This is a genomic window from Romboutsia hominis (assembly GCF_900002575.1).
GTDB classification, from domain to species: Bacteria; Bacillota; Clostridia; order Peptostreptococcales; family Peptostreptococcaceae; genus Romboutsia_C; species Romboutsia_C hominis.
In genome coordinates, this window is record NZ_LN650648.1 from 2,517,318 (window position 1) to 2,540,561 (window position 23,244).

Annotated in this window: 21 protein-coding genes and 1 tRNA gene; 2 read left to right on the forward strand and 20 right to left on the reverse strand. The window is 29.9% G+C overall.

What is annotated here, in order from left to right:
* Window positions 1-44: 44 nt before the first annotated feature.
* From thiI to FRIFI_RS12275, 3 genes are all read right to left on the reverse strand, one after another.
* Window positions 45-1,217, reverse strand: coding sequence for a tRNA uracil 4-sulfurtransferase ThiI (gene thiI / locus FRIFI_RS12265; protein WP_092923638.1), 1,173 nt, complete (start codon window positions 1,215-1,217; stop codon window positions 45-47).
* A 52-nt stretch (window positions 1,218-1,269) separates the two neighbouring features.
* Window positions 1,270-2,421 (reverse strand): cysteine desulfurase family protein, encoded by a 1,152-nt coding sequence (locus FRIFI_RS12270; RefSeq protein ID WP_092923635.1) that lies wholly within the window; start codon window positions 2,419-2,421, stop codon window positions 1,270-1,272.
* 516 nt (window positions 2,422-2,937) lie between these two features.
* Window positions 2,938-3,219: a hypothetical protein gene (locus FRIFI_RS12275; RefSeq protein WP_092923632.1), complete on the reverse strand. Its 282-nt coding sequence runs from the start codon at window positions 3,217-3,219 to the stop codon at window positions 2,938-2,940.
* A gap of 174 nt (window positions 3,220-3,393) precedes the next feature.
* Here FRIFI_RS12275 and FRIFI_RS12280 point away from each other — a divergent pair, with 174 nt between their 5' ends.
* Window positions 3,394-4,389, forward strand: a complete 996-nt coding sequence (locus FRIFI_RS12280; RefSeq protein WP_092923629.1) for an asparaginase — start codon at window positions 3,394-3,396, stop codon at window positions 4,387-4,389.
* On the opposite strand, the gene FRIFI_RS12285 is transcribed toward FRIFI_RS12280, so the two are convergent.
* Window positions 4,316-4,861 carry a hypothetical protein gene (locus FRIFI_RS12285; RefSeq protein ID WP_166506002.1) on the reverse strand — a complete coding sequence of 182 codons (546 nt, stop codon included), beginning with the start codon at window positions 4,859-4,861 and terminating at the stop codon, window positions 4,316-4,318. The two genes, FRIFI_RS12280 and FRIFI_RS12285, sit on opposite strands and share 74 nt — an antisense overlap.
* Before the next feature lie 99 nt (window positions 4,862-4,960).
* Window positions 4,961-7,003 carry an ATP-dependent helicase gene (locus FRIFI_RS12290; RefSeq protein ID WP_176579620.1) on the reverse strand — a complete coding sequence of 681 codons (2,043 nt, stop codon included), beginning with the start codon at window positions 7,001-7,003 and terminating at the stop codon, window positions 4,961-4,963.
* A gap of 113 nt (window positions 7,004-7,116) precedes the next feature.
* On the opposite strand from FRIFI_RS12290, the gene FRIFI_RS12295 reads away from it, so the two are divergent.
* Complete coding sequence (locus FRIFI_RS12295; protein WP_166506003.1) at window positions 7,117-8,031, forward strand: ribonuclease H-like domain-containing protein; 915 nt, start codon at window positions 7,117-7,119, stop codon at window positions 8,029-8,031.
* Between the two features lie 75 nt (window positions 8,032-8,106).
* Here the strand turns inward: FRIFI_RS12295 and FRIFI_RS12300 are convergent, their stop codons facing one another.
* From FRIFI_RS12300 to FRIFI_RS12370, 15 genes are all read right to left on the reverse strand, one after another.
* Window positions 8,107-9,672, reverse strand: a complete 1,566-nt coding sequence (locus tag FRIFI_RS12300) for a ClC family H(+)/Cl(-) exchange transporter (RefSeq protein WP_092923618.1) — start codon at window positions 9,670-9,672, stop codon at window positions 8,107-8,109.
* A 78-nt stretch (window positions 9,673-9,750) separates the two neighbouring features.
* Window positions 9,751-9,841 (reverse strand) — tRNA-Ser (locus FRIFI_RS12305).
* A 264-nt stretch (window positions 9,842-10,105) separates the two neighbouring features.
* The gene (locus FRIFI_RS12310) at window positions 10,106-10,411 is read right to left on the reverse strand and encodes a DUF8180 domain-containing protein (protein WP_092923615.1); all 306 of its coding nucleotides are present in this window, start codon (window positions 10,409-10,411) and stop codon (window positions 10,106-10,108) included.
* Between the two features lie 12 nt (window positions 10,412-10,423).
* Window positions 10,424-10,843, reverse strand: coding sequence for a DUF3842 family protein (locus tag FRIFI_RS12315; protein WP_092923612.1), 420 nt, complete (start codon window positions 10,841-10,843; stop codon window positions 10,424-10,426).
* 33 nt (window positions 10,844-10,876) lie between these two features.
* Window positions 10,877-11,062, reverse strand: a complete 186-nt coding sequence (locus tag FRIFI_RS12320; protein ID WP_092923609.1) for a CooT family nickel-binding protein — start codon at window positions 11,060-11,062, stop codon at window positions 10,877-10,879.
* Window positions 11,063-11,284: 222 nt separating this feature from the next.
* Complete coding sequence (gene acsV, locus FRIFI_RS12325; RefSeq protein ID WP_166506004.1) at window positions 11,285-13,225, reverse strand: corrinoid activation/regeneration protein AcsV; 1,941 nt, start codon at window positions 13,223-13,225, stop codon at window positions 11,285-11,287.
* Window positions 13,226-13,450: 225 nt separating this feature from the next.
* Window positions 13,451-13,825, reverse strand: a complete 375-nt coding sequence (gene gcvH / locus FRIFI_RS12330; protein ID WP_092923603.1) for a glycine cleavage system protein GcvH — start codon at window positions 13,823-13,825, stop codon at window positions 13,451-13,453.
* Window positions 13,826-13,849: 24 nt separating this feature from the next.
* Window positions 13,850-15,976, reverse strand: a complete 2,127-nt coding sequence (gene acsB, locus FRIFI_RS12335; protein ID WP_166506005.1) for an acetyl-CoA decarbonylase/synthase complex subunit alpha/beta — start codon at window positions 15,974-15,976, stop codon at window positions 13,850-13,852.
* A 41-nt stretch (window positions 15,977-16,017) separates the two neighbouring features.
* Complete coding sequence (gene acsE, locus FRIFI_RS12340) at window positions 16,018-16,830, reverse strand: carbon monoxide dehydrogenase/acetyl-CoA synthase methytransferase subunit (RefSeq protein ID WP_166506006.1); 813 nt, start codon at window positions 16,828-16,830, stop codon at window positions 16,018-16,020.
* A 126-nt stretch (window positions 16,831-16,956) separates the two neighbouring features.
* On the reverse strand, window positions 16,957-18,333 hold the full coding sequence (acsC, locus tag FRIFI_RS12345) for an acetyl-CoA decarbonylase/synthase complex subunit gamma (RefSeq protein ID WP_166506007.1): 1,377 nt from the start codon (window positions 18,331-18,333) through the stop codon (window positions 16,957-16,959).
* Window positions 18,334-18,361: 28 nt separating this feature from the next.
* Window positions 18,362-19,306, reverse strand: a complete 945-nt coding sequence (gene acsD, locus FRIFI_RS12350) for an acetyl-CoA decarbonylase/synthase complex subunit delta (protein ID WP_092923591.1) — start codon at window positions 19,304-19,306, stop codon at window positions 18,362-18,364.
* 19 nt (window positions 19,307-19,325) lie between these two features.
* Window positions 19,326-20,096 (reverse strand): ATP-binding protein, encoded by a 771-nt coding sequence (locus tag FRIFI_RS12355; RefSeq protein ID WP_092923588.1) that lies wholly within the window; start codon window positions 20,094-20,096, stop codon window positions 19,326-19,328.
* A gap of 60 nt (window positions 20,097-20,156) precedes the next feature.
* Window positions 20,157-21,548 (reverse strand): dihydrolipoyl dehydrogenase, encoded by a 1,392-nt coding sequence (lpdA, locus tag FRIFI_RS12360; RefSeq protein ID WP_166506008.1) that lies wholly within the window; start codon window positions 21,546-21,548, stop codon window positions 20,157-20,159.
* 93 nt (window positions 21,549-21,641) lie between these two features.
* Window positions 21,642-22,523, reverse strand: coding sequence for a methylenetetrahydrofolate reductase (locus FRIFI_RS12365; protein ID WP_166506009.1), 882 nt, complete (start codon window positions 22,521-22,523; stop codon window positions 21,642-21,644).
* A gap of 32 nt (window positions 22,524-22,555) precedes the next feature.
* Window positions 22,556-23,233 carry a methylenetetrahydrofolate reductase C-terminal domain-containing protein gene (locus tag FRIFI_RS12370; RefSeq protein WP_166506010.1) on the reverse strand — a complete coding sequence of 226 codons (678 nt, stop codon included), beginning with the start codon at window positions 23,231-23,233 and terminating at the stop codon, window positions 22,556-22,558.
* Between the last annotated feature and the right edge of the window lie 11 nt (window positions 23,234-23,244).

Consider the following 23,244-nt stretch of genomic DNA (forward strand, 5'->3'; position numbering starts at 1 on the left):
AAAAGAAGTCCTAGGACTTCTTTTTTTTGTTATATATTTTAGAATTAGAATTCTAAATCTTCTACTTCTATGTTATCTATAGCATCTTGTATTAATTTTTCTACATCTAATGCATTTTCTGACTTTTCTATTCTCTCTAATCTAGGCTTAGTCACAGGTTTTTTAGGAGCAAATACTGTACAACAATCTTCTTCTGGAAGTATTGATGTTTCAAATGTTCCTATTTTTTGAGCTATATCAACTATTTCAGTTTTATCCATAGCTATAAGAGGTCTAAATACAGGTATACTAACTGATGCATTTGTGCAAGTTAGTCCTTGTATAGTTTGAGATGCAACTTGTCCTATACTCTCTCCTGTAACTAAAGCATCACAGTGTCTTTTTTCTGCTACTGCTTGAGCTATTCTCATCATAAATCTTCTTGATATTATAGTCATTTCTTCATCTTTACAATTTAGACCTATAGCTTTTTGTATTTCTAACATATTAACTTTATGAAGTCTTACTCTTCCACAATACTTAGCTAATATTTTTCCTAAATCTCTTACTTTCTCTTGAGATTTTTCACTAGTAAATGGATAACTGTGGAAATGTATACATTCTAGTTCCATACCTCTTTTTGCTACCATCCAAGATGCAACTGGTGAATCTATACCTCCAGATAATAAAGACATAGCTCTACCGTTTGTTCCAAGAGGTAATCCTCCATAACCTGGTATAGTATCGCTGTATACCATTACATGATTTTCTCTATATTCACAACGTATTCTAACTTCTGGATTTCTTATATCTACTGCTATTTTGTCTTTAACTTGAGATACTAAGTAACCTGCTATATCTCTACTCATTTCTTGAGAAGTAAATTTAAAGCTCTTATCTCCTCTTTTACTTTCTACTTTAAAGCTCTTTGCTCCTGCGTCTATTTTTTCTTCTAATACTTCTAACGCCAATTCCTTTAATTTAGTATAATCTTTTTCAGCTCTTATTGCTGGACATACTCCTACTATACCAAATACTTTTCTTACTTCTTCTGCAACTTCTTCATAATCATAGTCTTCTAAGTCTACATATATTCTTCCAAATTCTTTATAAACTTTAAATTCACCTAATGGCTTAAGCATATTTTTTACATTTTTTATTAACTTATTTTCAAATAAGTATCTATTTTTTCCTTTTACACCTATTTCCCCGTACTTAACTATTAATATATTATACAAATGTATCACCTCATATTTTGATTATCGTCTTCTTGTTGTTTTTCTTAAAAATTCAACTTCTTCTTATTATTTTTCTTAAAGATTCAACTTCCTCTTTAAGTATTTTTACAGCTTCTAAAATCTCTTCTTCTGTATTTAAATCTGATAAGCTAAATCTTATAGCTCCTTCTATTTCTTCATTAGTTAATTTCATTTGAGTTAGTACATGACTTCCTTTTTTCTTAGAAGAACATGCAGAACCTGTAGATACATACATACCTTTTTGCTCTAAGCAATGAAGTAACACTTCTCCTTTTATATCTTTAAATGAGATATTAAGTATATGACACACTCCATCTTCTGGAGAATTTATTTTTATATCTTCTATATTTTTAGATATTTCTTCTTTAAGTAAATTCTTTAAAGAAGATATTTTTTCTATTTTAGAATTTAAATCATCATTTATAATTTTTATAGCCTCGCCTAATCCATATATACCAGGTGCATTTTCTGTCCCTGCTCTTACACCGATTTCTTGTCCCCCACCAGTTAACATAGGTTTTATCCTGTTAGTTTCCTTTATATACATAAATCCTATACCTTTAGGCCCGTGGAATTTATGCCCACTAACACTCATAAAATCTATATTATATCTTGATGGTCTAAAGTTTATCTTAGAATATGATTGAACTGCATCTACATGTAAATAAACTTTGTCTTTTAATGACTTAAGGTACTTACCTATTTCTTGGATAGGTTGTATGGATCCTACTTCATTATTTACGTGCATTATAGTTACTAAGCATGTAGTAGGCTTTATAGCTTTTTTAAGTTCCTCTAAATCTATTTTACCTTCTCTATCAACATCTAAATATGTTACCTCACATCCATCGTTTTCTAAATCCTTTAATGTATTTAAAACTGATGGATGCTCTATACTCGTAGATATTATATGGTTTTTTCTTTTTTTATGTAGATTGACTACACCTCTAATTATAGTATTATTAGATTCTGTTCCTCCTGATGTAAAGTAAATTTCTTTATCCTTAGCACCTAAAGTTTTAGCAATCTCACTTCTTATGGCTTTTATATTCTTTTCTACCTCAACACCCTTTCTATGTAAAGATGATGGGTTTGCGTAATCATGGCTAAGTGCATAAACAACTTTTTCAATAACCTCACTATATGGTTTAGTTGTTGCACTATTATCTAAATATATTTCCATATTTTTCACCAGCTTCCTGTATTAAGTATTTATATAAATTCAAAATTATTCAAATATGTTTTATTTATTCTTTCCAATTTATAAATTATTTTATCAAATTGAAATAAAAATTTTATCTATTATATATTAACCTAAATAGACTTATTTATTATATCATATTTACGTTATTTTTTAAGGTTTAATAATAATATTACTAAATATATATTAAATATAATTGTTGTTTTATTTTATATATTCACTTATAATTTTAACTTAATAATTATAAATTATCACTATTTTGTAGAATTGTAATTTTTTTCAATATTTTTCTTTAAAGTATTGATTTTCATGTCGAAATTTGATAATATATAAACATGGTTATCCCCCTGATAACCTTAGTAAAATCTCTATTCCCAATACCCCTTTTAAATGAATATTTAATTCATTTAAGGCCTACTTCAGATCGGAAAAGAAGTAGGTTTTATTTTTATAATTTTCGTTTGACAATAAATTAACTTTCTTGAAAAGTATTGATTTTTATGTCGAAATTTGATAGTATATAGACATGGTTATCCCCCTGATAACCTTAATTAAAATCTCTATTCCCAATACCCCTTTTGAACGGATAAACTTTATATCCATTTTATCAAGTTGATAACGGAAATCAACTTGATAGCAAAAAAGAGCTTCCCCGAGCTCTTTTTTTTTATATAATAAAATATAAATTATTTTAATGAGTATATATTTTACTAAAATTTTTGACTTTGAATATTTTCTTATAAATTTTAAAAGTTCTTTATATACTAAGTATAATTTCATTTTTATTTTACATTTATCGTCTTTTTTTGCAATCCTCTAACTTTTTATCTATATTTCTATGAGTTTTACTTTCTTTTTAATAAATAATTAACTTTATTTAACATGCTTATATAGTTTTTTTTTGATATAATTTACTTATGATATATATGTATATATTTTTAAGGAGGGACATTCATGACTAAAAAGAAAAAAGTTGCTATAGTTTTCACAGGTGGAACTATATCAATGACTGTAGATAAAGAAATTGGAGCTGCTATTCCTACTTTATCTGGTGAGCAAATAATGTCTATGGTAACTAATATAGATAAAGTTGCTGAAATAGAAGTTTTAAACTTTGATGAAATACCTGGTCCTCATATGACTCCTGAAAGAATGATGGAGTTAAAGGATTATGTTAATGATTTACTTATTAGAGAAGATATATGCGGTGTTGTTATAACTCATGGTACTGATAGTTTAGAAGAAACTGCTTATTTCTTAGACTTAACTATAACTAGTATAAAACCTGTTATAGTCACAGGAGCTATGAGAAGTAGTTCAGAGCTTGGATATGATGGTCCAAGTAACTTATCTGCTGCTGTTTGTACTGCTATATCTGATGATGCTATAGGAAAAGGTGTTCTTATAGTTTTAAACAATGAAGTACTTTTAGCTTCTGAAGCTACTAAAACTAATACATTATCATTAAATACTTTTAAATCTTTAACATCTGGACCTCTTGGTATAATAGATTGTAACGAATTAGTTTTATATAAGGATGTTGTCAATAGATCTATAATAGATACAGATAAAGTTGAGTCTAAAGTTGCTCTATTTAAATCTGGAGTTGGTATGGATGATGAACTTATAAAATTCGCTACTGATAATGGATACAAGGGTATTGTCATAGAAGCTATGGGTAGAGGTAATATACCTCCTAAGATGTATGAAGGTGTAAAATATGCTAGGGAGAAAGATATACCTGTTGTAATAGTTTCTAGATGTCATTCTGGAAGGGTATTTGATAGTTATGGATACTTAGGTTCTGGAAGAGACTTAAAGAACTTAGGATGTATTTTTGGAGGAGAGTTACCTGGTCAAAAGGCTAGAATAAAGCTTATGCTAGCTTTAGGAAAAACAAATGATTTAGATGAGATAAAAGATTTCTTTGAAAAAGGTATATATTATTAAAACAAAAAAATAGGACTTTATAAAGTCCTATTTTTTGTTTATTATCTATATAAAATGTTATACCTACAACCAACATCTGTATAAGTAATACTAAAATAAATGTTATTATGAAATAATGATAAGCTAACATACCTATAAAGTAATTACTACTTATAACCATACTAACTATTATACTCATTATCATAGATATAGTAATTTGATATCTAATAAATGTATTTTTCTTATTCTTAATACAGTGCATAAATATCGTTCCAAATATTATAAATAGTATTATCGATATTATTTTTATCACTTGTAGGTTATTTGTATTTAAAATTCCATGTTCAAATATAAACTTATTATATCGCACATATTGCATAATTCCAGCATTTTTGTTAGTTAAATACTCTATTATAAAGATAGATACGGCTAATGCTATCTGAATAAATAATGTTAGACTATATGCTAATTTTCTTAATACTTTCTTACTCATACTCTCTCCTAATATATATTTCTAGTTACTTACCTCCAATCAAGTAATTTTGCTTATTGACAAGATATTTAAGTTATCTTATTTTATATTTGACTAAAGCTATATTTTATAAATTACATTTTTTATTGAACACACTTTATAATCTAAGGTTCTTTCTCCATCACTAAACTTAACTTTAACTAAGTTATTATTTTTTTGTACTATTGTACCTTCCTTAAATCTTTTATGATAAATTTTGTCTCCTATTGTTAAGCTTTCTATTTCTTTTTTAGTCGCTCCTTTAATATCATCTATAAATCTAGATTTAGATACTTTTTTTCCATATTTATTAGATGGAGAGCTTATATATATATTCTCCTCAGCTCTTGTTATAGCCACATACATAAGCCTTCTCTCTTCCTCAATCTGATTAACTTTTTTTTCTTCATCATTTATATCATAAGACTTTTCATGAGGAATAGTTCCTTCTGTAGCTCCTATTATATATACATTTTTAAATTCTAATCCTTTAGCACTATGCATAGTAGTAAATATTACTCCATCAGAATTTTGATTATTTTTATTTTCTATCAATTCTGACTTTACTCTTTCTATATGATCTAAATATTCTTGTATTGTATTGAAATTTGTAGCAGAACTTTCTAGTTCATTTAATATTTCTATTAAACCATTTGTCTTTATTTTTCTATTTGTACAATAATCTAGTATATATCTATCATAATCTAAACTTGTTCTTATATAAGAAATTGCATTTTTAGGATTTAATGTTTTTAAATAACTTAAATCTATATCCAAATCATTTATAGTCTTAACTTGTTTTGGATGAAGGTTACATTTATTTATTAAAGCATTTATAAAGTTTTTTTCATCCTTAACCATATTTACATGTTCTTTTGATATATATCTAAATGGTTTATTTATTATCCTAACCCAATCTTTATTTGAATCTGGATTTACGCCTATTCTTAAATAAGCTAATATATCCTGAGCTGCCCAATGATCATATATAGTAATTATCGAATCTTTCACTATAAAAGGTATTCTCATATCCATAAATACATCTACTAGCGCTCTTGATTGTATATTAGTTCTATATATTACAGCAAAATCAGTATACTCAACATAATCTTTTTTCATTTCTTCTAATATATCTTTAGCTATAAATACTGCCTCTTCTTCTGAATCATTAGGAGATATATATTTAACATTTCCACCTTCTCCTTGATGACATTTTATAACTTTTTCATATCTATTCTCATTTTTTTCTATCAATCTATTAGCTATATTTATTATTTCATCTTTTGACCTATAATTTATATCTAATAATACTTTTTTAGTTCCTTTAAAATATTGCTCAAACTCTAATAAAAAGTCTGGCCTAGCACCTCTAAATCCATATATACTTTGATCTTCATCTCCCACTACAAATATATTATTGTTAGGATTAGCTATTAGTTTTAGTACCTCAAACTGAACCTTGTTTATATCCTGGAACTCATCTACTAATATATATCTATATATTCCACGAACCATATCTAGTGCCGATTTATTGTGCTTTAATAAATGGTATGTCTTTATTAACATATCATCAAAGTCTATCTTATTATGTTGGTTTTTATGCTCTTCATATAGATTATAAGCTTTTAAAAATTCATCACTAGTTAATAGCTCTGATGTAAAGTCTCTAATATCCATCAATTCATTTTTTACATAGGATATTTCATTTATTACCTGTCCTATAGTTTCATCATCATCTGCATTTTCTATATTTAAGCTTTTCAATATGCCTTTTAGTAGTAGCCTCTTTGATTTTTCATCAAATATATTGTCTAAGCTATATTTCTCAAAGTACCTAAGTATTCTAAAAAATACAGAATGGAATGTTCCATACGTAACCTTATTCATTCTATGATCATTACTTAAACTTAACGCTCTATTTTTCATTTCTACTGAGGATGCTTTTGTAAAACTTATAGCAAGTATACTACGAGGGCTTATACCTTTATTTACTACCATATTTGCTATCCTATATGTTATAACCCTCGTTTTACCTGATCCAGGACCTGCTAATACCATACAAGGTCCATCTACATGTTCTACTGCAACCTTTTGATTTTCATTTAATTTATCTATACTTATCATAACTTACCACCTTGAAGTATTCTTTCATTAATCTATAATATAAATATAACTTTTTATATTAGTTATATAGCTAAACTATATTATAATATATAATTTCAAAAAGGAGAAATTTTATGGAAATCATAACTAATACATTAGATAATTTCGTAAATATTCCTTCAGATTCCTTCGTATTTGATATAGAAACTACAGGTCTTAGCCCTAAGTTTTGTAAAGTTATACTTATAGGAATTTTATTTAATAAAGATAATAAAACCATAATTAAACAATATTTTGCTCAAACTGAAGATGATGAAAAAGATTTATTATTAGCATTTATAAATGATATCAGTACCTTTGATACTCATATAACCTTTAATGGATTAGCCTTTGATATTCCATTTTTAAATTCTCGTTTTAATAAATATAATATTGATTTTGAGTTAAATAAAAATGATGATATTGATATTTTAAATATTGTAAGGCCATTTAAAGGCTTACTATCTCTTTCTGATTGTAAACTAAAAACTATAGAAAAATACATTGGTATATCTAGAGAAGATACTATTTCAGGAAAAGAAAGCGTAAAACTATACAAGGAATTTGTGTCTTCTAAGTCTGATGATTTAAAAAGCAAAATATTACTTCACAACTATGAAGATATATACTATTTAGGGTACCTTTATAAAATAAAAGATATATTAGAAGAGAAACTAAAGCCCATTGTAATTAACAATAAAGATTTATTCTTAAAACTTATACCATTATCCTTTAAGATAAATAATTCTAAATTAACACTTAAATATAATATATTTGATGGTAACAAAGTACCTATAAATATTTATAGCGATAATTACTCTATATTATCAGATGATAAGCACATTTTACTTAGTATAAGTTTGAATAAAGGTATAGATAAAGACAATAATATAGTTTTATTTTATCAATTAAATAAAATAATTCCCTTAAAAGTTAACGATAATTTTTTAGACTTAAATATTTATAACCTATGTGAGTATATAATAAAAAAAGAACTAAAATCTTTATAAGATTTTAGTTCTTTTTTTATTATAACTTAGTTATTACAATAATTTATAATTTGAACTATAACATATTATACAATTTTAATTTTGCGCTAAATTGACTACATCATCTAATACATTCGAGCATTCACATTGGTTTGCCATTATAGTTAAATAATCACCTGCCATTATCTTTGTTGAACCTTTAGGAATTATCTCAACATCTCCTCGAGTTATCCCTACTATTAAACAATTTTTAGGCCAAATTATATCTTTTACACATTTTCCATCTAAATCACTATTAATATGGACCACTGTTTCAAATAATGTCTTTTTGTTTACACCAGTCTCACATTCATATTCCCCACCTTCAAGAAGTCTTTCTAAAAGACTTTCATATATAGGATGAGAATTAAGTAAATCTGATGTCAATTGAGCTATTATTACAACTATCGAAAGTGGTAACAAATGATCAAGAGATCCCGTCATTTCTAGTATTAATATAATTGCTGTTATAGGTGCCTTTACTATTGCTGCAAAGTGACCTGCCATTGCTAGAACTACAAAGTTAATTATATAAGTTGATGGTATTCCCATATACATAGCACTTATAATTCCTACTATATTACCTACTATTGACCCTAATGCTAACAATGGGAAAAATATCCCTCCTGGAGCCCCTGATCCAAAACATATAAATGTAAATATAAATTTTGCTATAAGTAATATCATTAGTAAATTTAATGTAAAGTTCTGTTCTTGCAATGTCATAATAAGTTCATGACCTCCACCTAATAAAACTGGTGATATAAGACCAATAATTCCTGTTAATATGAATGGAATCATTATCTTTACTTCTTTGCTTAATTTACTATTTTTAAATATAGTTTGAGTTTTTAATATACCACTATTAAATAATACACCACTTATTCCTACTACAATTCCTAATATTATTAAGACCCAGTAGTATTTTAAAGGCATTGCATTTAATTTTGCGGTATGTAATGATGGCATTAATCCAAAAAATTGCTTTGACACAAAATCCGCTGTTATAGATGCTGTCATTGCAGATGCTAAAACTAATGGAGAAAAGTTCTTATGTGCTTCTTCTAATGCAAACATAACTCCCGCTAAAGGTGCATTAAAAGCTGCTGATAAACCTGCACTAGCTCCACATGTTACAAAATACTTTTCCTCATTATCTAATTTATCTAATCCTTTAGATATACCTTCTCCTACACATGCACCCATTTGCACTGATGGACCTTCTCTACCTACTGAAAAACCTACTCCTAAACAAAGTAAGCCTCCTATAAATTTATTTACTAAAACCCTAAACCAGTTAATTTTAATTCTTCTGGTAAGAATTCCCTCAACTTGAGGTATTCCACTTCCCGATATCATCGGCTCTCTTTTTACCTGTTGAGCTACAATATATCCTAAAGCTATTAATATCATAAATATAACTGGTATAAATAGTATATCTTCTCTACCCTTAGAATATAGACCCTTGAATAATTCCATTAGTTTTGAACCCAGTATTCTGTATACAACAATTATTAGACCTACAGCTATCCCTACAAGTAAAGAATCTCTTATTAACCTATACTTAGAATTTTGACTTCTCTTTAATATATTATAAGCTCTTTCCTTATTAGTACTTATCATAAAATTACTCCTTTCATTTATATTATATTCACTGAAAAGGAAAAAAGACTATCGCTTAAAAAAATCGATAGTCTTTACTGGCGGAGAAGGAGGGATTCGAACCCTCGCACCGGTTACCCAGCCTAAACCCTTAGCAGGGGTTCCTCTTGAGCCACTTGAGTACTTCTCCATATTTGTTACGTATTTGTTTACATATTTATTATATATTTTTATATAATTTTAGTCAATACGTTTTCTTTAATTTTTATGATTTTTTTACAATATACTAAATAATATGTATTTAAAATTATCAACAGACACAGATTACATAATTTAAACTAAAATATACATTATCATGCATAAAAATTTACTATAAACTTTATTGTCATATCAAGTATATAGCATACTTTTAAATTTAATTATTCTAAGTATGCTATATATCTATTATATTTAATTACATATGCTTTTTAGCTTCTATAAGCATTTCATTAGCTTTTTGCATATATTCTATAGCTTTCTCTATACTATTAGCTGTTTCTTCTTTTCCTATAGCCCTAGCCTTGTCTACCCACTCTCTAAATCCTTCCTCATGGCTTTCATTATGATTTACCCAATGAAGTAGTAATATTTTTAAAGTTTTTTCGTCTTTACTTTCTCCATCTTCACCATGTGTATGTGGGTGTGAATGATCATGACAATGCCCATGTGGGTGATCATGATCATCTGCATGATGTAATTTTATTCTATCATTAGTTAACATATATACTCCCCCTTATTTTTTTATGTTAAATTCTTTCTTTATTAAATCTATACTATCCTTTATTAACAGCGCTAATGGCTTGTTTTCCACTCCTACTACCTCTATATTTTCAGGCAATATAGGTAAAAATATCTTTAGAGCTTCACTATCTACTATAGCTTCACTCATTTTGCAAGTTACTTCACCCATCATAGAATTTGGCATTGAAACAGATACTGGTGCTACTATTATATTTGCCTTCTTTACAGAAGTTACTATTGCATTTTCCCCTGTAGCTCCCTTATTTGCATGAGATTTCATCATAGAGCTTGTTGCTATTGAATTAGTACCTAGTGCATATATGTCTATGTATGATGGTAATTCTTCTCTCAGATTTGATACTATCTGGGCCCCTATACCGCCACCCATTCCATCTATAACTGCTATTATCATACTATCTTCCCCTGTTTTTCTTATGTTTATTTTTTACTCTGATATTATTATTTTATGTTCCATTAGCCTTATCTCTTTTATACTTCCATCTACTATTTTCTGTTCTCCCAATAAATCAGTTAAGTACACTTTCCCTTCAAATGGATCTACACTTACTACATTTTCCATTATTCTTTCTAATTTATCCCCTTTTTGTACATAAGCTGCTGATTCACACATAATAACCCCTCCATGTTTTAACTTAATATTAAATTATTATTGTTTACTTTATAACTACCCTCTTGAAAACGTTTGTGATTTTCTCCAAAAAAAGGTCTCTTTTAGTATTTAATATTTCAATACTATAAAGAAACCTTCATGATTTCAAATCACTATACATTATATACTTTGAGTATATCACCTTGTACTATATAACGCAATTGATTTTAATTAATTATATACTTATATTTTCACTTTATCTCCTAACAGTTCTTTAACTGTTGGGAACTGTTCTATGTTAGTGTGTGGTAAGAAACATGCAGATATAAATTCATCCATATATGTTGGATAGACACTTAATTCTACATAAGTCATTTCATTACCTATATCTTGTAGTTTCATTTTAGCATCTTTGCTTACAAGAGCAAGATAAGAACCAACTAATGAACTATTTCCTATATATGCAAACTTTTCTCTTTCTATATCTGGAAGTAATCCTATTAAAATAGAATTTTCTATATTTAAATTATTTCCTATTCCACCAGCTATATATACCTTATCTATAGCACTAAAGTCCATCCCTAAGCTTTCTATTAGTGTTGCAGCTCCAGAATATATTGCACCCTTAGCTCTTATAAAATTATCTATATCCACTTCTGTTACTGTTATATCATTTTCAATACCATACTCTTCTTTAAATGCTAATACGTATTCCCCTATTTCATGTTCATTAAATCTTATTCTGTCATTGTTTAAATCTTTATTTATCTTACCTCTTCTATCTACTACCCCACTAAGTAACATTTGGCATATTAAATCTATTATTCCTGAACCACATATACCAATAGGTTTATCATCTCCAATAATAGATAACTTTGGATATAAAGTTTCTTTATCTATACTAACTTTTTCTATAGCACCATTTGATGCTCTCATTCCACAACTTATACCTCCACCTTCAAATGCAGGACCTGCAGAACAAGCACAGCTCATCATATAATCTTTATTTCCAAATACAATTTCTCCATTAGTTCCTAAATCTATAAATAATATATTTTCTTCACTTGTCCATATTCCAGCTGATAATACCCCTGCTGTAATATCTCCTCCTACATAACTAGCTACTGATGGTGCTAAGAATATATAAGCACTGTCATTTACATTTAAGCCTATATCCTTGCCTATTAATTTTGGTGATTTTAAAAATGGAGGTATAAATGGTTCTTGTCTTAAATAATCTGTGTGAACTCCTAAAAATAAACTAGACATAGTTGTATTTCCTGCTATTACAAGGCTTACTACATTATCTTTATCTATATTATTTTTAATATAGATAGATTCTAATAATGGGTTTATAGTTTCGTCTATAACAGCATCTCTTAAATGCTTAAGTCCATTTTTCTTTGTTGAGTATATAATTCTATGTATAACATCTGCACCATACTTTATTTGTGCATTACCTGATGATGCCTTATCTACAATCTCTTTTGAATATAAATCTACTAAACATACTACGACTGATGTAGTTCCTATATCTATGGCTACTCCATATAATTGATTTTCATTGTTCCCTGGTTCTATATTTAATATAGTTATTTTATTCTTCTTCTTAACATAAGTTATAGTTACATTAAAATCACTTTCTCTTATAACCTCTGGAACTTTTCTAAGTAACTCTACTGTATAATCTATTTCATCATATCCTAAATTATTTCTAACATATCTCTCTATTCTATCAATATCACATATATTATCATCTATAGTTGGTTTATCTAATTCTATATATGTTTTTTCTATATTAGTTTTAAAATCAAAATTATTATCTTCTATTATTTTTTTTGCTCTATCAAATATTTCCTGGTCTTTTTTCTTATCGCTACCTTCTATTTTCATACCATGCATAGATGAAGATAATTTTGATGGAACTTCTATTTCTATATCTTCTATTACTTTAGTATTACATGCGAGTATATATCCTTGTTCCCATTCTTCATCTTTTATATGTAGTGTTTTTTCTGTATCTACTTTTCCTTTTAATAGCTTAACCTTACATTTCCCACAAGACACGTTTCCGTTACATGGAGCATCTATAAATATTTTATTATTTCTTGCTATTTCTAATAAATTTTCTCCTTTACTGCATATAACTTCTTTATTGTGCGACTTAAAATTTACTCTAATCATATACCTATCCCCCAATATGTTATATAGTATAATTTTACCCTAATCCAACTTATAAGTACTCAAATTCATAATATTATAAGTATCTTTTGTGTGTAAAATTATAGTACTATCAATTTAAAAACCTATGCCTTAAATTTAATAAAATTTACTACATTTATTTTGTATAAAATCAAAGGAGTACAGATGTTTTAGATTTACTAAATCTTCTGTACTCCTTATTTATAACTACTCAGCTATAGCTTCGTATTTCTCAGCAGTTAATAAGTTTTCTAATTCATCTGCATCAGATATTTTAACTTTTACTATCCATGCATCATATGCATCTTCATTTACATACTCTGGCTCATCATCTAATTTTTCATTTATTTCAACAACTTCACCAGATATAGGAGCTATTAAGTCAGATGCTACTTTTGAAGATTCAACAACACCAAATTCTTCACCTTGAGTTAATTCATCTTCAAGTTCTGGCATTTCAACAAATAATATTTCTCCTAATTGATCTTGAGCGAAATCAGTTATTCCTATATAAGCAAATTCTCCTTCCACTCTAACCCATGTATGTTTATCTGAATATCTTAAACTTGGTATAACTTTCATTTGATTATCCCCCTTATTAGTTGATTACATTACACATTCCATTGCTAAAGCTGGATGACCTTTTTCCTCTAAGAATGCTAATACTCCTTCAGAATCACTAGCTATAGTTTCATCACATATCATATCTGTAAAGTTTTCTATACCTGTTAATTCTTGAACACTAGCATTTAACTTATCTGCTACATATTCTTTTAACTCTTTTGGCATCCAAACTATTCTAGTTGGTCCACCCTCAGCATAAGCAAACTTCTTAGAAGATATAAAGTGTCTTCCGTGACCCATGAATCCTGGAGTTTGAACTCCTCCACCTGTCATAGAAGCTAATTCTCCAAATGTCATACCAACAGGAGTTTCACCAGAGAACTCTCTATTAACTATAACAAATCCATTTGCTTCTGGCATTATACCGCATATACACTCGAAGCATCCGCAAGAAGTCATTGGATCTTCTAATATAGAATATAATGTAACATTTTCAACAGCACCTTGAGATATTTCACATACTGTTTCATTAACTGCTTGCCATATTCCTGTTCTTTCATCTAAGCATTCACCCTTAACTATTGGTTGGCATGGTCCTGTTGGATCTAGTTCTTTAGTAGCTTTAGCATCTAACCAGCTAACTGCTCCACATAATCCAAGTCTTTCAGGAGTAACAACACAAACGTGTGCAGGTGCAAATGATTGACAAAGGTTACAAGAATAGAATTCCTCAACGCTTTCATCAACTAATGAAGCTAATCTTTCATCTCTAGAATTATATCTATCTATAGCTTCACCCTTCATTTCTGATACTTTTTGTGCATCAGTTACTATAGTTACTTCGCATTTATCAACAACTGATTCAAATTCATCTAGCATCTTAGCATATAAAACTTCTCCTATATGCTCTAATCTGAATCCTTTTTCAAAAGCATCTTTAGATATTCTTACCCAAGACATATCTCTTTGACCAACATGCATTACACCTTCTATATAGTTTAAGAAGTAGTGTAAACGTCTTTCTAAAACTGGTTCGAAATCTTCTTGCATTGCTTTACCAGCTATTTTAACTATAACAGCAAGTGGTAATCTTACAACACCGTCAGACTCTATTTCATCTATATTTGGACCTATAACCTCTATTTTATGGTCTTCAACTTCACTTAATTCTTTTTTAACAACAAGTTCCCAAGCTTCAGTTTTATTTCCACCAAATTCAGCAAACATGTCATTTTTTCTTATTCTTTCACCTTCAAATGCAGCAGCAAAAGATACTGGTATAGGTATTTCAGTTACCTTTATCTTTATTCCTCTAGCTTCTAATGAAGTAGCTACAAACTTATCATAATCTTTTTGAGTTAATAAATTCATTGGAACTTCTAATACTGTTTGATCAGTTATAACTGGGAATCCTAAAGCTATTGCTCCAGCTCCACAAGATACAACTAATTCACTTAATGGTCCAAATGCATTAACAAATGCTGGAACTCTCTTAGCAGTATAATCTAATAATCCTGCTAAATCTCCTGGATTTAATCCTCCAAATATCAATGCTGCTCTTACTGCTACAGATACAACATGGATAACAGAAGTTACATCATATCCTAGAGGGATAACTCTTAGTTCTAGACCCATCTTAACATCAGCTTCTATAGCTTGATCTATTACTTTTCCTACTAAGAAAGTAAGTAATCCTTTAGATTGGTAATTTTTTATAATCTCAGCTGCAGTTTCTGCATCTGGGCATTCTCCAAGTACAACAGCAACCCCTGGTATATCTCCTGTAACTAGAGGTACACCTAATGATCTTATTATAGGGTCAGTTATATGACCCGCACAAGGTTCACTATATGGTGCATCTATTGTAGCATATTTTACAGCTTCTATAACTTCAGCAGATAAAGCTGTAGCTAAACCAGCATTAAGTGCATGCTCTAATAAATGAGTTCTATTTACTAAACCTTCTACTATAGTTAAAGCACCTTCTAAATCACCTAACGTATTCATTTTTTGTCCTGTTGCTGCGTATATACAAGGTAATGAATATGCAGTATCAGGGAATGCTACATTATGTTCTCTTCCATGTTTTTCTATTGCTTCGCTTACAGCGCCTTTAGCAGCAGCCAAAGCTTGTTCTGAACCATTAAAAATAGTATTATATAAATTCACTCTATTTTCCCCCTTTTTAAGCTTCTTATCTCTTTTCTTTATTATGCATTAAATGCAAATCCACCTTCATTAAGCTCTAAATATGAGTCAGCATATAAAGAGGCATTTCTTATTATGTCACAAGATTTTACTGTTCTCATTATTTCTTCGTCACATGGGTTTACTATAGCTGAACTAAATCCATTTGCCATTGCCATTGCAAGCCAAGTACTATCAAGTATTGGTCTAACATGCTTTGGACAACCATTAGATACGTTAGATAATCCACCTGTAGTTAATAATCCCATTTCAGTCATCATTCTTATAGATTCTAAAACGTCCATTTGTTGATCTTGCATACCTTTTATAACTAAGCATAATGGGTCAAATAACATGTCTTCTGGCTCTAATCCAGCCATTAAACCTCTTTCTAACATTTCTTGACAGTAAGCCATACGCTCATCATTATCCTTTGGTATACCTTCTTTAGCACATAAAGCTATTACTTTAGCTTGGTATTCTCCTGCTAAGTCTATTAAATCTATTCTTCCACCTGCGTCTGCAGAGTTTATTATAGCTTTACCATTTATAGGATTGTAAACTTTAAGACCTGCTTCTATAGCTTTTCTATTAGCAGTATCTAATGCTAATGGAACATTGTTAAATTCTTTTTGAAGTAATTGAACTCCCCAAGTCATTAACTCTTCTCCATCTCTTTCAGCTGGCCCTATATTAAAATCTATATAGTGAGCTCCTGCTTCTAATTGCTCTTTAGCTCTTTTAAGTATTGGCTCTGGATTTCTTTCTTCTAATGCTTTTCTTATTACTGGTGATATACAGTGTATTCTTTCCCCTATTATCATGAACTTTTCCATAGTAATTATCCCCCTTAATTAGACTCTAAAAGTCTTTTTCGTTAAATTTTATACTAGCCAATTCACTATATACCTCTATTTGAGTATATGTAGTTCATTGACTAGCATATGTTATTGATTTTAATATTACGCGTTAGCTAAAGCTTCATCTTTCTTAGCTTTGTATTCTTTTAAGAACTTTGGTAATTCCATAGATTCTTCAGGTCCTATAACTACATTCCATCCTGGTAATGCCTCTTCTATATCTCCCTTAAGAACTGCAACCTTACCTGGTATTATTAAATCTCTATTATCAGTAATTTCTGCTACATTAGATTCTTTTATGAAGTTAGCTATAGAACTTCCACTAAACTTACCAGCAGACCAAGCTGTTAATACTGAGTACCCTCCAGCATCTGGGATAGCTAAATGTACAGGAACTTTAGATCTTTCTACATCTCCCGATACTATGAAATAAGTTAAAGCGAAGTCAACAGTAACTATTACTGGAGAATTCTTATCTGGATTATTTATTGGATAAACTTTTGTTTCAACTCTCATTGGTTTTTGTGGGTCAGTGAATATGTTTTGTCTTAGAGCAAATAATGGTAATGCTTTAGAATAGTCTATATCATCTATTACGATTATAGAACCGTATTTAACTGTGAATACAGATGATAAAGCAACTTCCATATTAGGATTTTCTTTAGCTAATTTATTTGCAAATACTATTGATGGGTATCCGAATGTTCTGTCTTGTTCTTTTAATGCTATTCTTCTAACTTGAACAGCATTTGTAAATGTATCTTTTATATTTTCTCCTGTTACATCTAATATTAATTCTCTATATCCTGCAGCTTGTATAGCTTCTACTGTAGAGTACAATTCCTCTAAACTAGATGCTTTAACACCTAAAGCTAACTTATCTCCTTTAACTACATCTATCATAGCTTGATAGTTGTCTTTAGTAGCTCCGTATACTACTGGTTTTTTATCTTTTAATATTTCAACAGCTTCTTTAGCAACTTCAGCATCTTCACATACTAATATGTAAGCTAAATCTAATCCGCTATCTTTAACTCTGTTAACTACCCTTAAGAATCCTTCTTTATTTTCAAAGTATTCTATTAGAGCCATTTCAACTCTCATTTCTTCACCTATTCTTACGTAGTCAACAGCTTTCATGTTAGCAAGTTTTGCATCTACTTGCTCATCAGTCATACATTCACAGAATGCTACTGCAAATCTATTTCTATTTACTAATGTTTTTTCATGTCTAAATAATACAGTTTCTGCTCCTAATTCATATTCAGAATTTCCAGCTCCAACTTTTACACCTCTCATTAATGGTGCAGTTGCTTCTGATAATTTTGCTAATGCCTCATCAGACATATGTGGACACTTTTCTACCTCTACTGCTCCTGATGCAACTTTCATACAGAAAGCCATACAAGTTGGAAATCCACAGTCCTTACAGTTTTTCTTTGGTGTTAATTTGAATATATCTAAAGCTTTTAATGCCATGATTTTTTCCCCCTAACCTTACAATTTATTAAGCTAATGCGCTAACTAATTCTTTTATAGTTTCTACTGACTCTGGATGGCGAAGTATAACTGCATTTGATCCACCAACTAATGCACTTGCAGCAGTTGATATTTCCATTGCTATACCTCTTTTTTCTACACATCCCCAAGCTGGTTCATCTTCAACACTTGCTATAGATTCTTTAACATTCCAAGTTTCTTTTGAAACTGGAGTTATTATTGGCATTTGTAATGTTTTATCATTTTGACCAAATGCAGCAAGTCTGATTCTGTCCATAGTTGATGCAACATACTCATATCCATATCCTACAGCTGATGAACCTATGTTCATAACTATATTTTCAGATTTAACGCCTAATTGTCCTAATAATACGTTTAATTGTTTAGCTAGGTTTATATCAACTGAAGACTCAGCAGACACTTTATGACTATAAGCCATACTAGCCGCAGCCCCTACTGCCTTGTAGTTGTCTTCTGTAGCTGATAAGAATAAACAATTATGCCCATCTACTGCTTGCGCTACTTTTTCAAATAACTTAGCATCCTTTTCATGGTTTCCACATCCAGCTATAATTACTGGTACACTAACAGCCTCAACAACTTTTTTAGCTACCTCAGCACACTCTTCTGGAGTTTTATCTAATCCATTTGGATCTGCACTTTCAAGCTTTAAGCATATAAAGTCTGCTTTTGTATTTTCTTCTACATGCTTAGCCCACTTAACTGGACAATCACAAACATCTTTATACATTTCTTTAAAAGCATCGCTCCATCCTTCTGGATATATGTCAGTTATTTCTATTCCTATTTTTTGAGTATTTCCACCATTCCCATCGAAGTTATAAAATGGTAGAATATTCTCTCCACCTATTTTTATCGCTTTTTCTCCTGTCCCTATTTCTACTTCTGATATTTTACCAGAATACTTTTGAACAGACATCTTGAATGCCATAGTTTACTCCCCCTTAAGCCTATTTTAATTCTAATTTAGTTACTATATCATTTATAGCAACTTTAGCTTTTGATTCTTTTGGTAATTCTACTAAAGGTATACCATTAGAATCATATTCATATATCATTTCATCCATAGGTACTACACCTATAAGACTTAGATTATGCTTTTCAATTTCCTCTTTTATCCCATCATTTAATATTCCATTTGGAACTTTATTTACAATTAAATATATATCTGAAACACTTAGCTTTAATTCCCTAGCTAAATCTCTTATTCTAGCAACAGCTTGAACACTACGTCTAGAACAATCACTAACTAATAGCAATTTGTCTATGTGCTTAGTAGTTTTTCTACTTAAATGTTCCATTCCAGCTTCGTTATCTATAACTAAATATTCGTAAGAATCTGCTAGTTTGTCTGTTTGCTCTCTTAATATCCCATTAACATAACAATAACAACCTTCACCCTCAGATCTTCCCATTACTATTAAGTCATATCCTTCGCCTTCTGACATACAAGTATTTAATCTATATTGTAAATATTGAGCCTTAGTCATTCCTCCTGGAAAAGCATTACCTTGTTTTTCCCTTTGATTTACTTCTTCTCTTATAGACCCTATCGTATCTTCAACATCTATACCTAATACTTCATTTATGTTAGCATTAGCATCTGCATCTACAACTAATACTGGTCCTTTTTTATTACTTACTAAATTATTAATTAAAAGCCCTGTAAGACTAGTCTTACCAGTTCCACCTTTTCCTGCTACTGCTATGTTATATCCCATACCAAGATTTCCCCCTTTATTTGTCAAAACAGAGCTTTTCCCCTTTACTCTGTTTTTATCTTATGCTTTTGCTAATTTAGGAGCTGCATGAACACATTCTCCATGTACATCATGAAGAGCTTCCATTAACCCTTCTGATAATGTTGGATGTGCATGTATAACATCTCCTACTTGCTCTACTGTTAATCCTAAGTGTACTGCAAGAGATAATTCTGTTAATAGGTCTGTAGCATGAGGACCTACTATAGATGCTCCAACTATTTTGTCTTCTTTATCTGCAAGAACCTTTATAAATCCTTGGAAGTGACCCATAGCTTGAGCTTTACCTAATCCTCTAAATTCAAACTTACCAACATGATATTCTATACCTTGTTCTTCTAATTGTCTTTCTGTTTTCCCAACAGCAGCTAGCTCTGGCTCTGTATATACACATCTTGGAACTGCTGTATAATCAACAGTTTTAGATTTGCCTAAAGCGTTTTCCACAGCTACTATACCCTCTTTAGAAGCAACATGTGCTAAGAATGGTGTATCTATTAAATCACCTATTGCATATATACCTTCTATATTAGTTTGTAAGTTTTCATCTACTACAATCTTACCTCTATTAAGCTCTATACCTATTTCCTCTATTCCAGAACCTTCAAGATTTGGTTTTCTACCTATTGCCATTAAAACATATTGTGTTTTTATCTCTTTTCCATTTGAAAGTGTAGATATAACCCCATCTTCTACAACTTCACATTTCTCTACTCCACTATCTGTTAACACTTTAATTTTATCCTTTTTAAACTGTCTCTGCAACTGTTTTGCTACATCTTTATCCTCAAAAGGTAATATTTGATCTCCTCTTTGAACTATAGTTACTTCAGTTCCTAAAGCTCTTAAGAATTGACCTATTTCACAACCTATAACTCCACCACCAACGATTAACATAGACTCTGGTAATTCTTCAAGTCCTAGTACTTCGTCACTAGTTATAACTCTCTTTTTATCATATGGGAACATTGGTAAAACTACTGGAACAGAACCGTTAGCTAATATTATTTTATCAGCCTTAACTATTTCTGAGCTTCCATCTTCTTTAGTAACTTCTATAGTATTTTTATCTACTAATTTTCCGAATCCATTAACTAAGTTAACTCCTCTTTTTTCAAATAAAAATTCTATACCACCTATTAATTGGTTTACTATTTTATCTTTTCTTCCCATTATAGCTTTGAAATCTGCATTGATTTCACCATCTATATTTATTCCATAATCTTTAGCTTCTTTTATATTCATTAACATAGAAGAAGATGCTAATAATGCTTTAGTTGGTATACACCCTACATTTAAGCAAGTTCCTCCAACTCTCTTTTTCTCTATTACTGTTACTTCAGCACCAAGCATAGCTGCCTTTATTGCAGCAACGTATCCTCCTGGTCCACCACCTACAACTGCTATTTTCATATTTTTTCCCCCATTTATATCCGTTAATAAAATCTATTTATACTATGTTACTTAAGTTAGAAAACTTAAGCAACATAGCTATTTATCTATATATTATAAACCTGCAGCATCTAATATAGCTGGAACATTTTCTTCTGCTCCTATAGCCATTATGTGAACACCATCACATAAATCTTCTTCTTTTAATTGTCTTATGAACTCTCCAGCCATCTTTATACCTTCTGATACCCAATTTTCTTTTCCTGCAGCTCTTAATCTTTCTATTTGATCATCTGGAACAAATATACCAGGAACATTAGCAGTCATAAACTTAGCCATTCCTGGAGATTTTAAAGGTACTATACCAGCTAATACCTTACAATCCATATCTCTAGTTAACTTTCTAAACTCTCTCATATGTTCTATATCATATACAGCTTGAGTTTGGAAGAACTTAGCTCCAGCATTTATTTTCTTTTGCATTTTTAATAATTGTACTTCTATTGGAGCATATTCTGGAGTAACAGAAGCTCCTAAGAAAAATTCTGGTGATCCTTTTAATGCGTTACCAACTAAGTCAGTACCCTTCATTAAAGTTTCAGCAGTTTGAAGTATACCAACAGCATCTAAATCAAATACTCCTTTAGCTTGTGGATGATCTCCAACTACTGTATGGTCTCCTGTTAAAGCTAACATATTGTTTATTCCAAATACACCAGCAGATAACATTTCTCCTTGTATTGCTATTCTATTTCTATCTCTACCAGTCATTTGTATTACTGGTTCTAATCCTACATCTTTTAATAATTTACATGTAGCAAGCGAAGTAGTTCTCATAACTGCAGATTGGAAGTCTGTTACATTTGCAGCGTGAACTCTTCCTACTAATGGTTTTGCACACTCTATTAAGTGAGAAAGATCTGTACCTTTTGGTGGTGCCATTTCAGTTGTTACTGCAAACTTCCCACTTTCTAATGTTTCTCTTAATAAGCTCATGAAAAAATCCCCCTTTTAACCTTTTAAACGATCTAAGCCTCAGCTGAAGCTTCTTCTTCTTTTTTCTTTAAGTTTAAGTGTCTTGGATTGTTTTGCTTTGAATAATCCTTCATTGGTCTCATCTCAACCATATTTTCTAATTGATCTAATTCCTTTAACTTTTCATATATCATTATCCAAGCACAATCATTTTCTGGGCTAACTTCGCATTTTCCATTTTTAGCTCCACCACATGCACCATTTATTAATCCCTTAGCACATACAGTTACTGGACATATTCCTCCAGTCCATCCAAGTTCACATTCTCCACAAGCCTTACAAGACTCTTCGAATTCTCCAACTCTCTTTGTTTCCCCGATAAACATAGTGTTATTTGCTGGATATACTGGTAATTTATTTATATTTTTAACTATGGTTTGAGTTCCATCTCCACAAGCCATAGATAAAACAGCATCAGCTTCTTTTAATTCTTCTTTTAATACTTTTAAATCCTTTTTAGATTTTAAAAGATTACATGCAGGTTCTAGTAAAGTGTATCCTAAAACAGTTTTTCCTTCTGACTCTAAAGCTTCTTTCATTTTTAAAACTTCTTCTTCTCCACCACTTTTACAAGTAGCTGCACATTCATTACATCCAACTATAACAACTTTTTGAGCTTTCTTTAAGAATCCTAAAATTTCTTGCATTGATTTATTTTCAGAAACTATCATCTCTATTCCCC

Excerpts from the sequence above, each read along its gene's own strand:
- FRIFI_RS12270 (WP_092923635.1), bottom strand. The coding sequence starts at position 2,421 with ATGGAAATATATTTAGATAATAGTGCAACAACTAAACCATATAGTGAG.
- FRIFI_RS12275 (WP_092923632.1), bottom strand. The coding sequence starts at position 3,219 with ATGAAATTATACTTAGTATATAAAGAACTTTTAAAATTTATAAGAAAA.
- FRIFI_RS12280 (WP_092923629.1), top strand. The coding sequence starts at position 3,394 with ATGACTAAAAAGAAAAAAGTTGCTATAGTTTTCACAGGTGGAACTATA.
- FRIFI_RS12285 (WP_166506002.1), bottom strand. The coding sequence starts at position 4,861 with ATGAGTAAGAAAGTATTAAGAAAATTAGCATATAGTCTAACATTATTT.
- FRIFI_RS12290 (WP_176579620.1), bottom strand. The coding sequence starts at position 7,003 with ATGATAAGTATAGATAAATTAAATGAAAATCAAAAGGTTGCAGTAGAA.
- FRIFI_RS12295 (WP_166506003.1), top strand. The coding sequence starts at position 7,117 with ATGGAAATCATAACTAATACATTAGATAATTTCGTAAATATTCCTTCA.
- FRIFI_RS12300 (WP_092923618.1), bottom strand. The coding sequence starts at position 9,672 with ATGATAAGTACTAATAAGGAAAGAGCTTATAATATATTAAAGAGAAGT.
- FRIFI_RS12310 (WP_092923615.1), bottom strand. The coding sequence starts at position 10,411 with ATGTTAACTAATGATAGAATAAAATTACATCATGCAGATGATCATGAT.
- FRIFI_RS12315 (WP_092923612.1), bottom strand. The coding sequence starts at position 10,843 with ATGATAATAGCAGTTATAGATGGAATGGGTGGCGGTATAGGGGCCCAG.
- FRIFI_RS12320 (WP_092923609.1), bottom strand. The coding sequence starts at position 11,062 with ATGTGTGAATCAGCAGCTTATGTACAAAAAGGGGATAAATTAGAAAGA.
- acsV (WP_166506004.1), bottom strand. The coding sequence starts at position 13,225 with ATGATTAGAGTAAATTTTAAGTCGCACAATAAAGAAGTTATATGCAGT.
- gcvH (WP_092923603.1), bottom strand. The coding sequence starts at position 13,825 with ATGAAAGTTATACCAAGTTTAAGATATTCAGATAAACATACATGGGTT.
- acsE (WP_166506006.1), bottom strand. The coding sequence starts at position 16,830 with ATGGAAAAGTTCATGATAATAGGGGAAAGAATACACTGTATATCACCA.
- acsC (WP_166506007.1), bottom strand. The coding sequence starts at position 18,333 with ATGGCATTAAAAGCTTTAGATATATTCAAATTAACACCAAAGAAAAAC.
- acsD (WP_092923591.1), bottom strand. The coding sequence starts at position 19,306 with ATGGCATTCAAGATGTCTGTTCAAAAGTATTCTGGTAAAATATCAGAA.
- FRIFI_RS12355 (WP_092923588.1), bottom strand. The coding sequence starts at position 20,096 with ATGGGATATAACATAGCAGTAGCAGGAAAAGGTGGAACTGGTAAGACT.
- lpdA (WP_166506008.1), bottom strand. The coding sequence starts at position 21,548 with ATGAAAATAGCAGTTGTAGGTGGTGGACCAGGAGGATACGTTGCTGCA.
- FRIFI_RS12365 (WP_166506009.1), bottom strand. The coding sequence starts at position 22,523 with ATGAGCTTATTAAGAGAAACATTAGAAAGTGGGAAGTTTGCAGTAACA.
- FRIFI_RS12370 (WP_166506010.1), bottom strand. The coding sequence starts at position 23,233 with ATGATAGTTTCTGAAAATAAATCAATGCAAGAAATTTTAGGATTCTTA.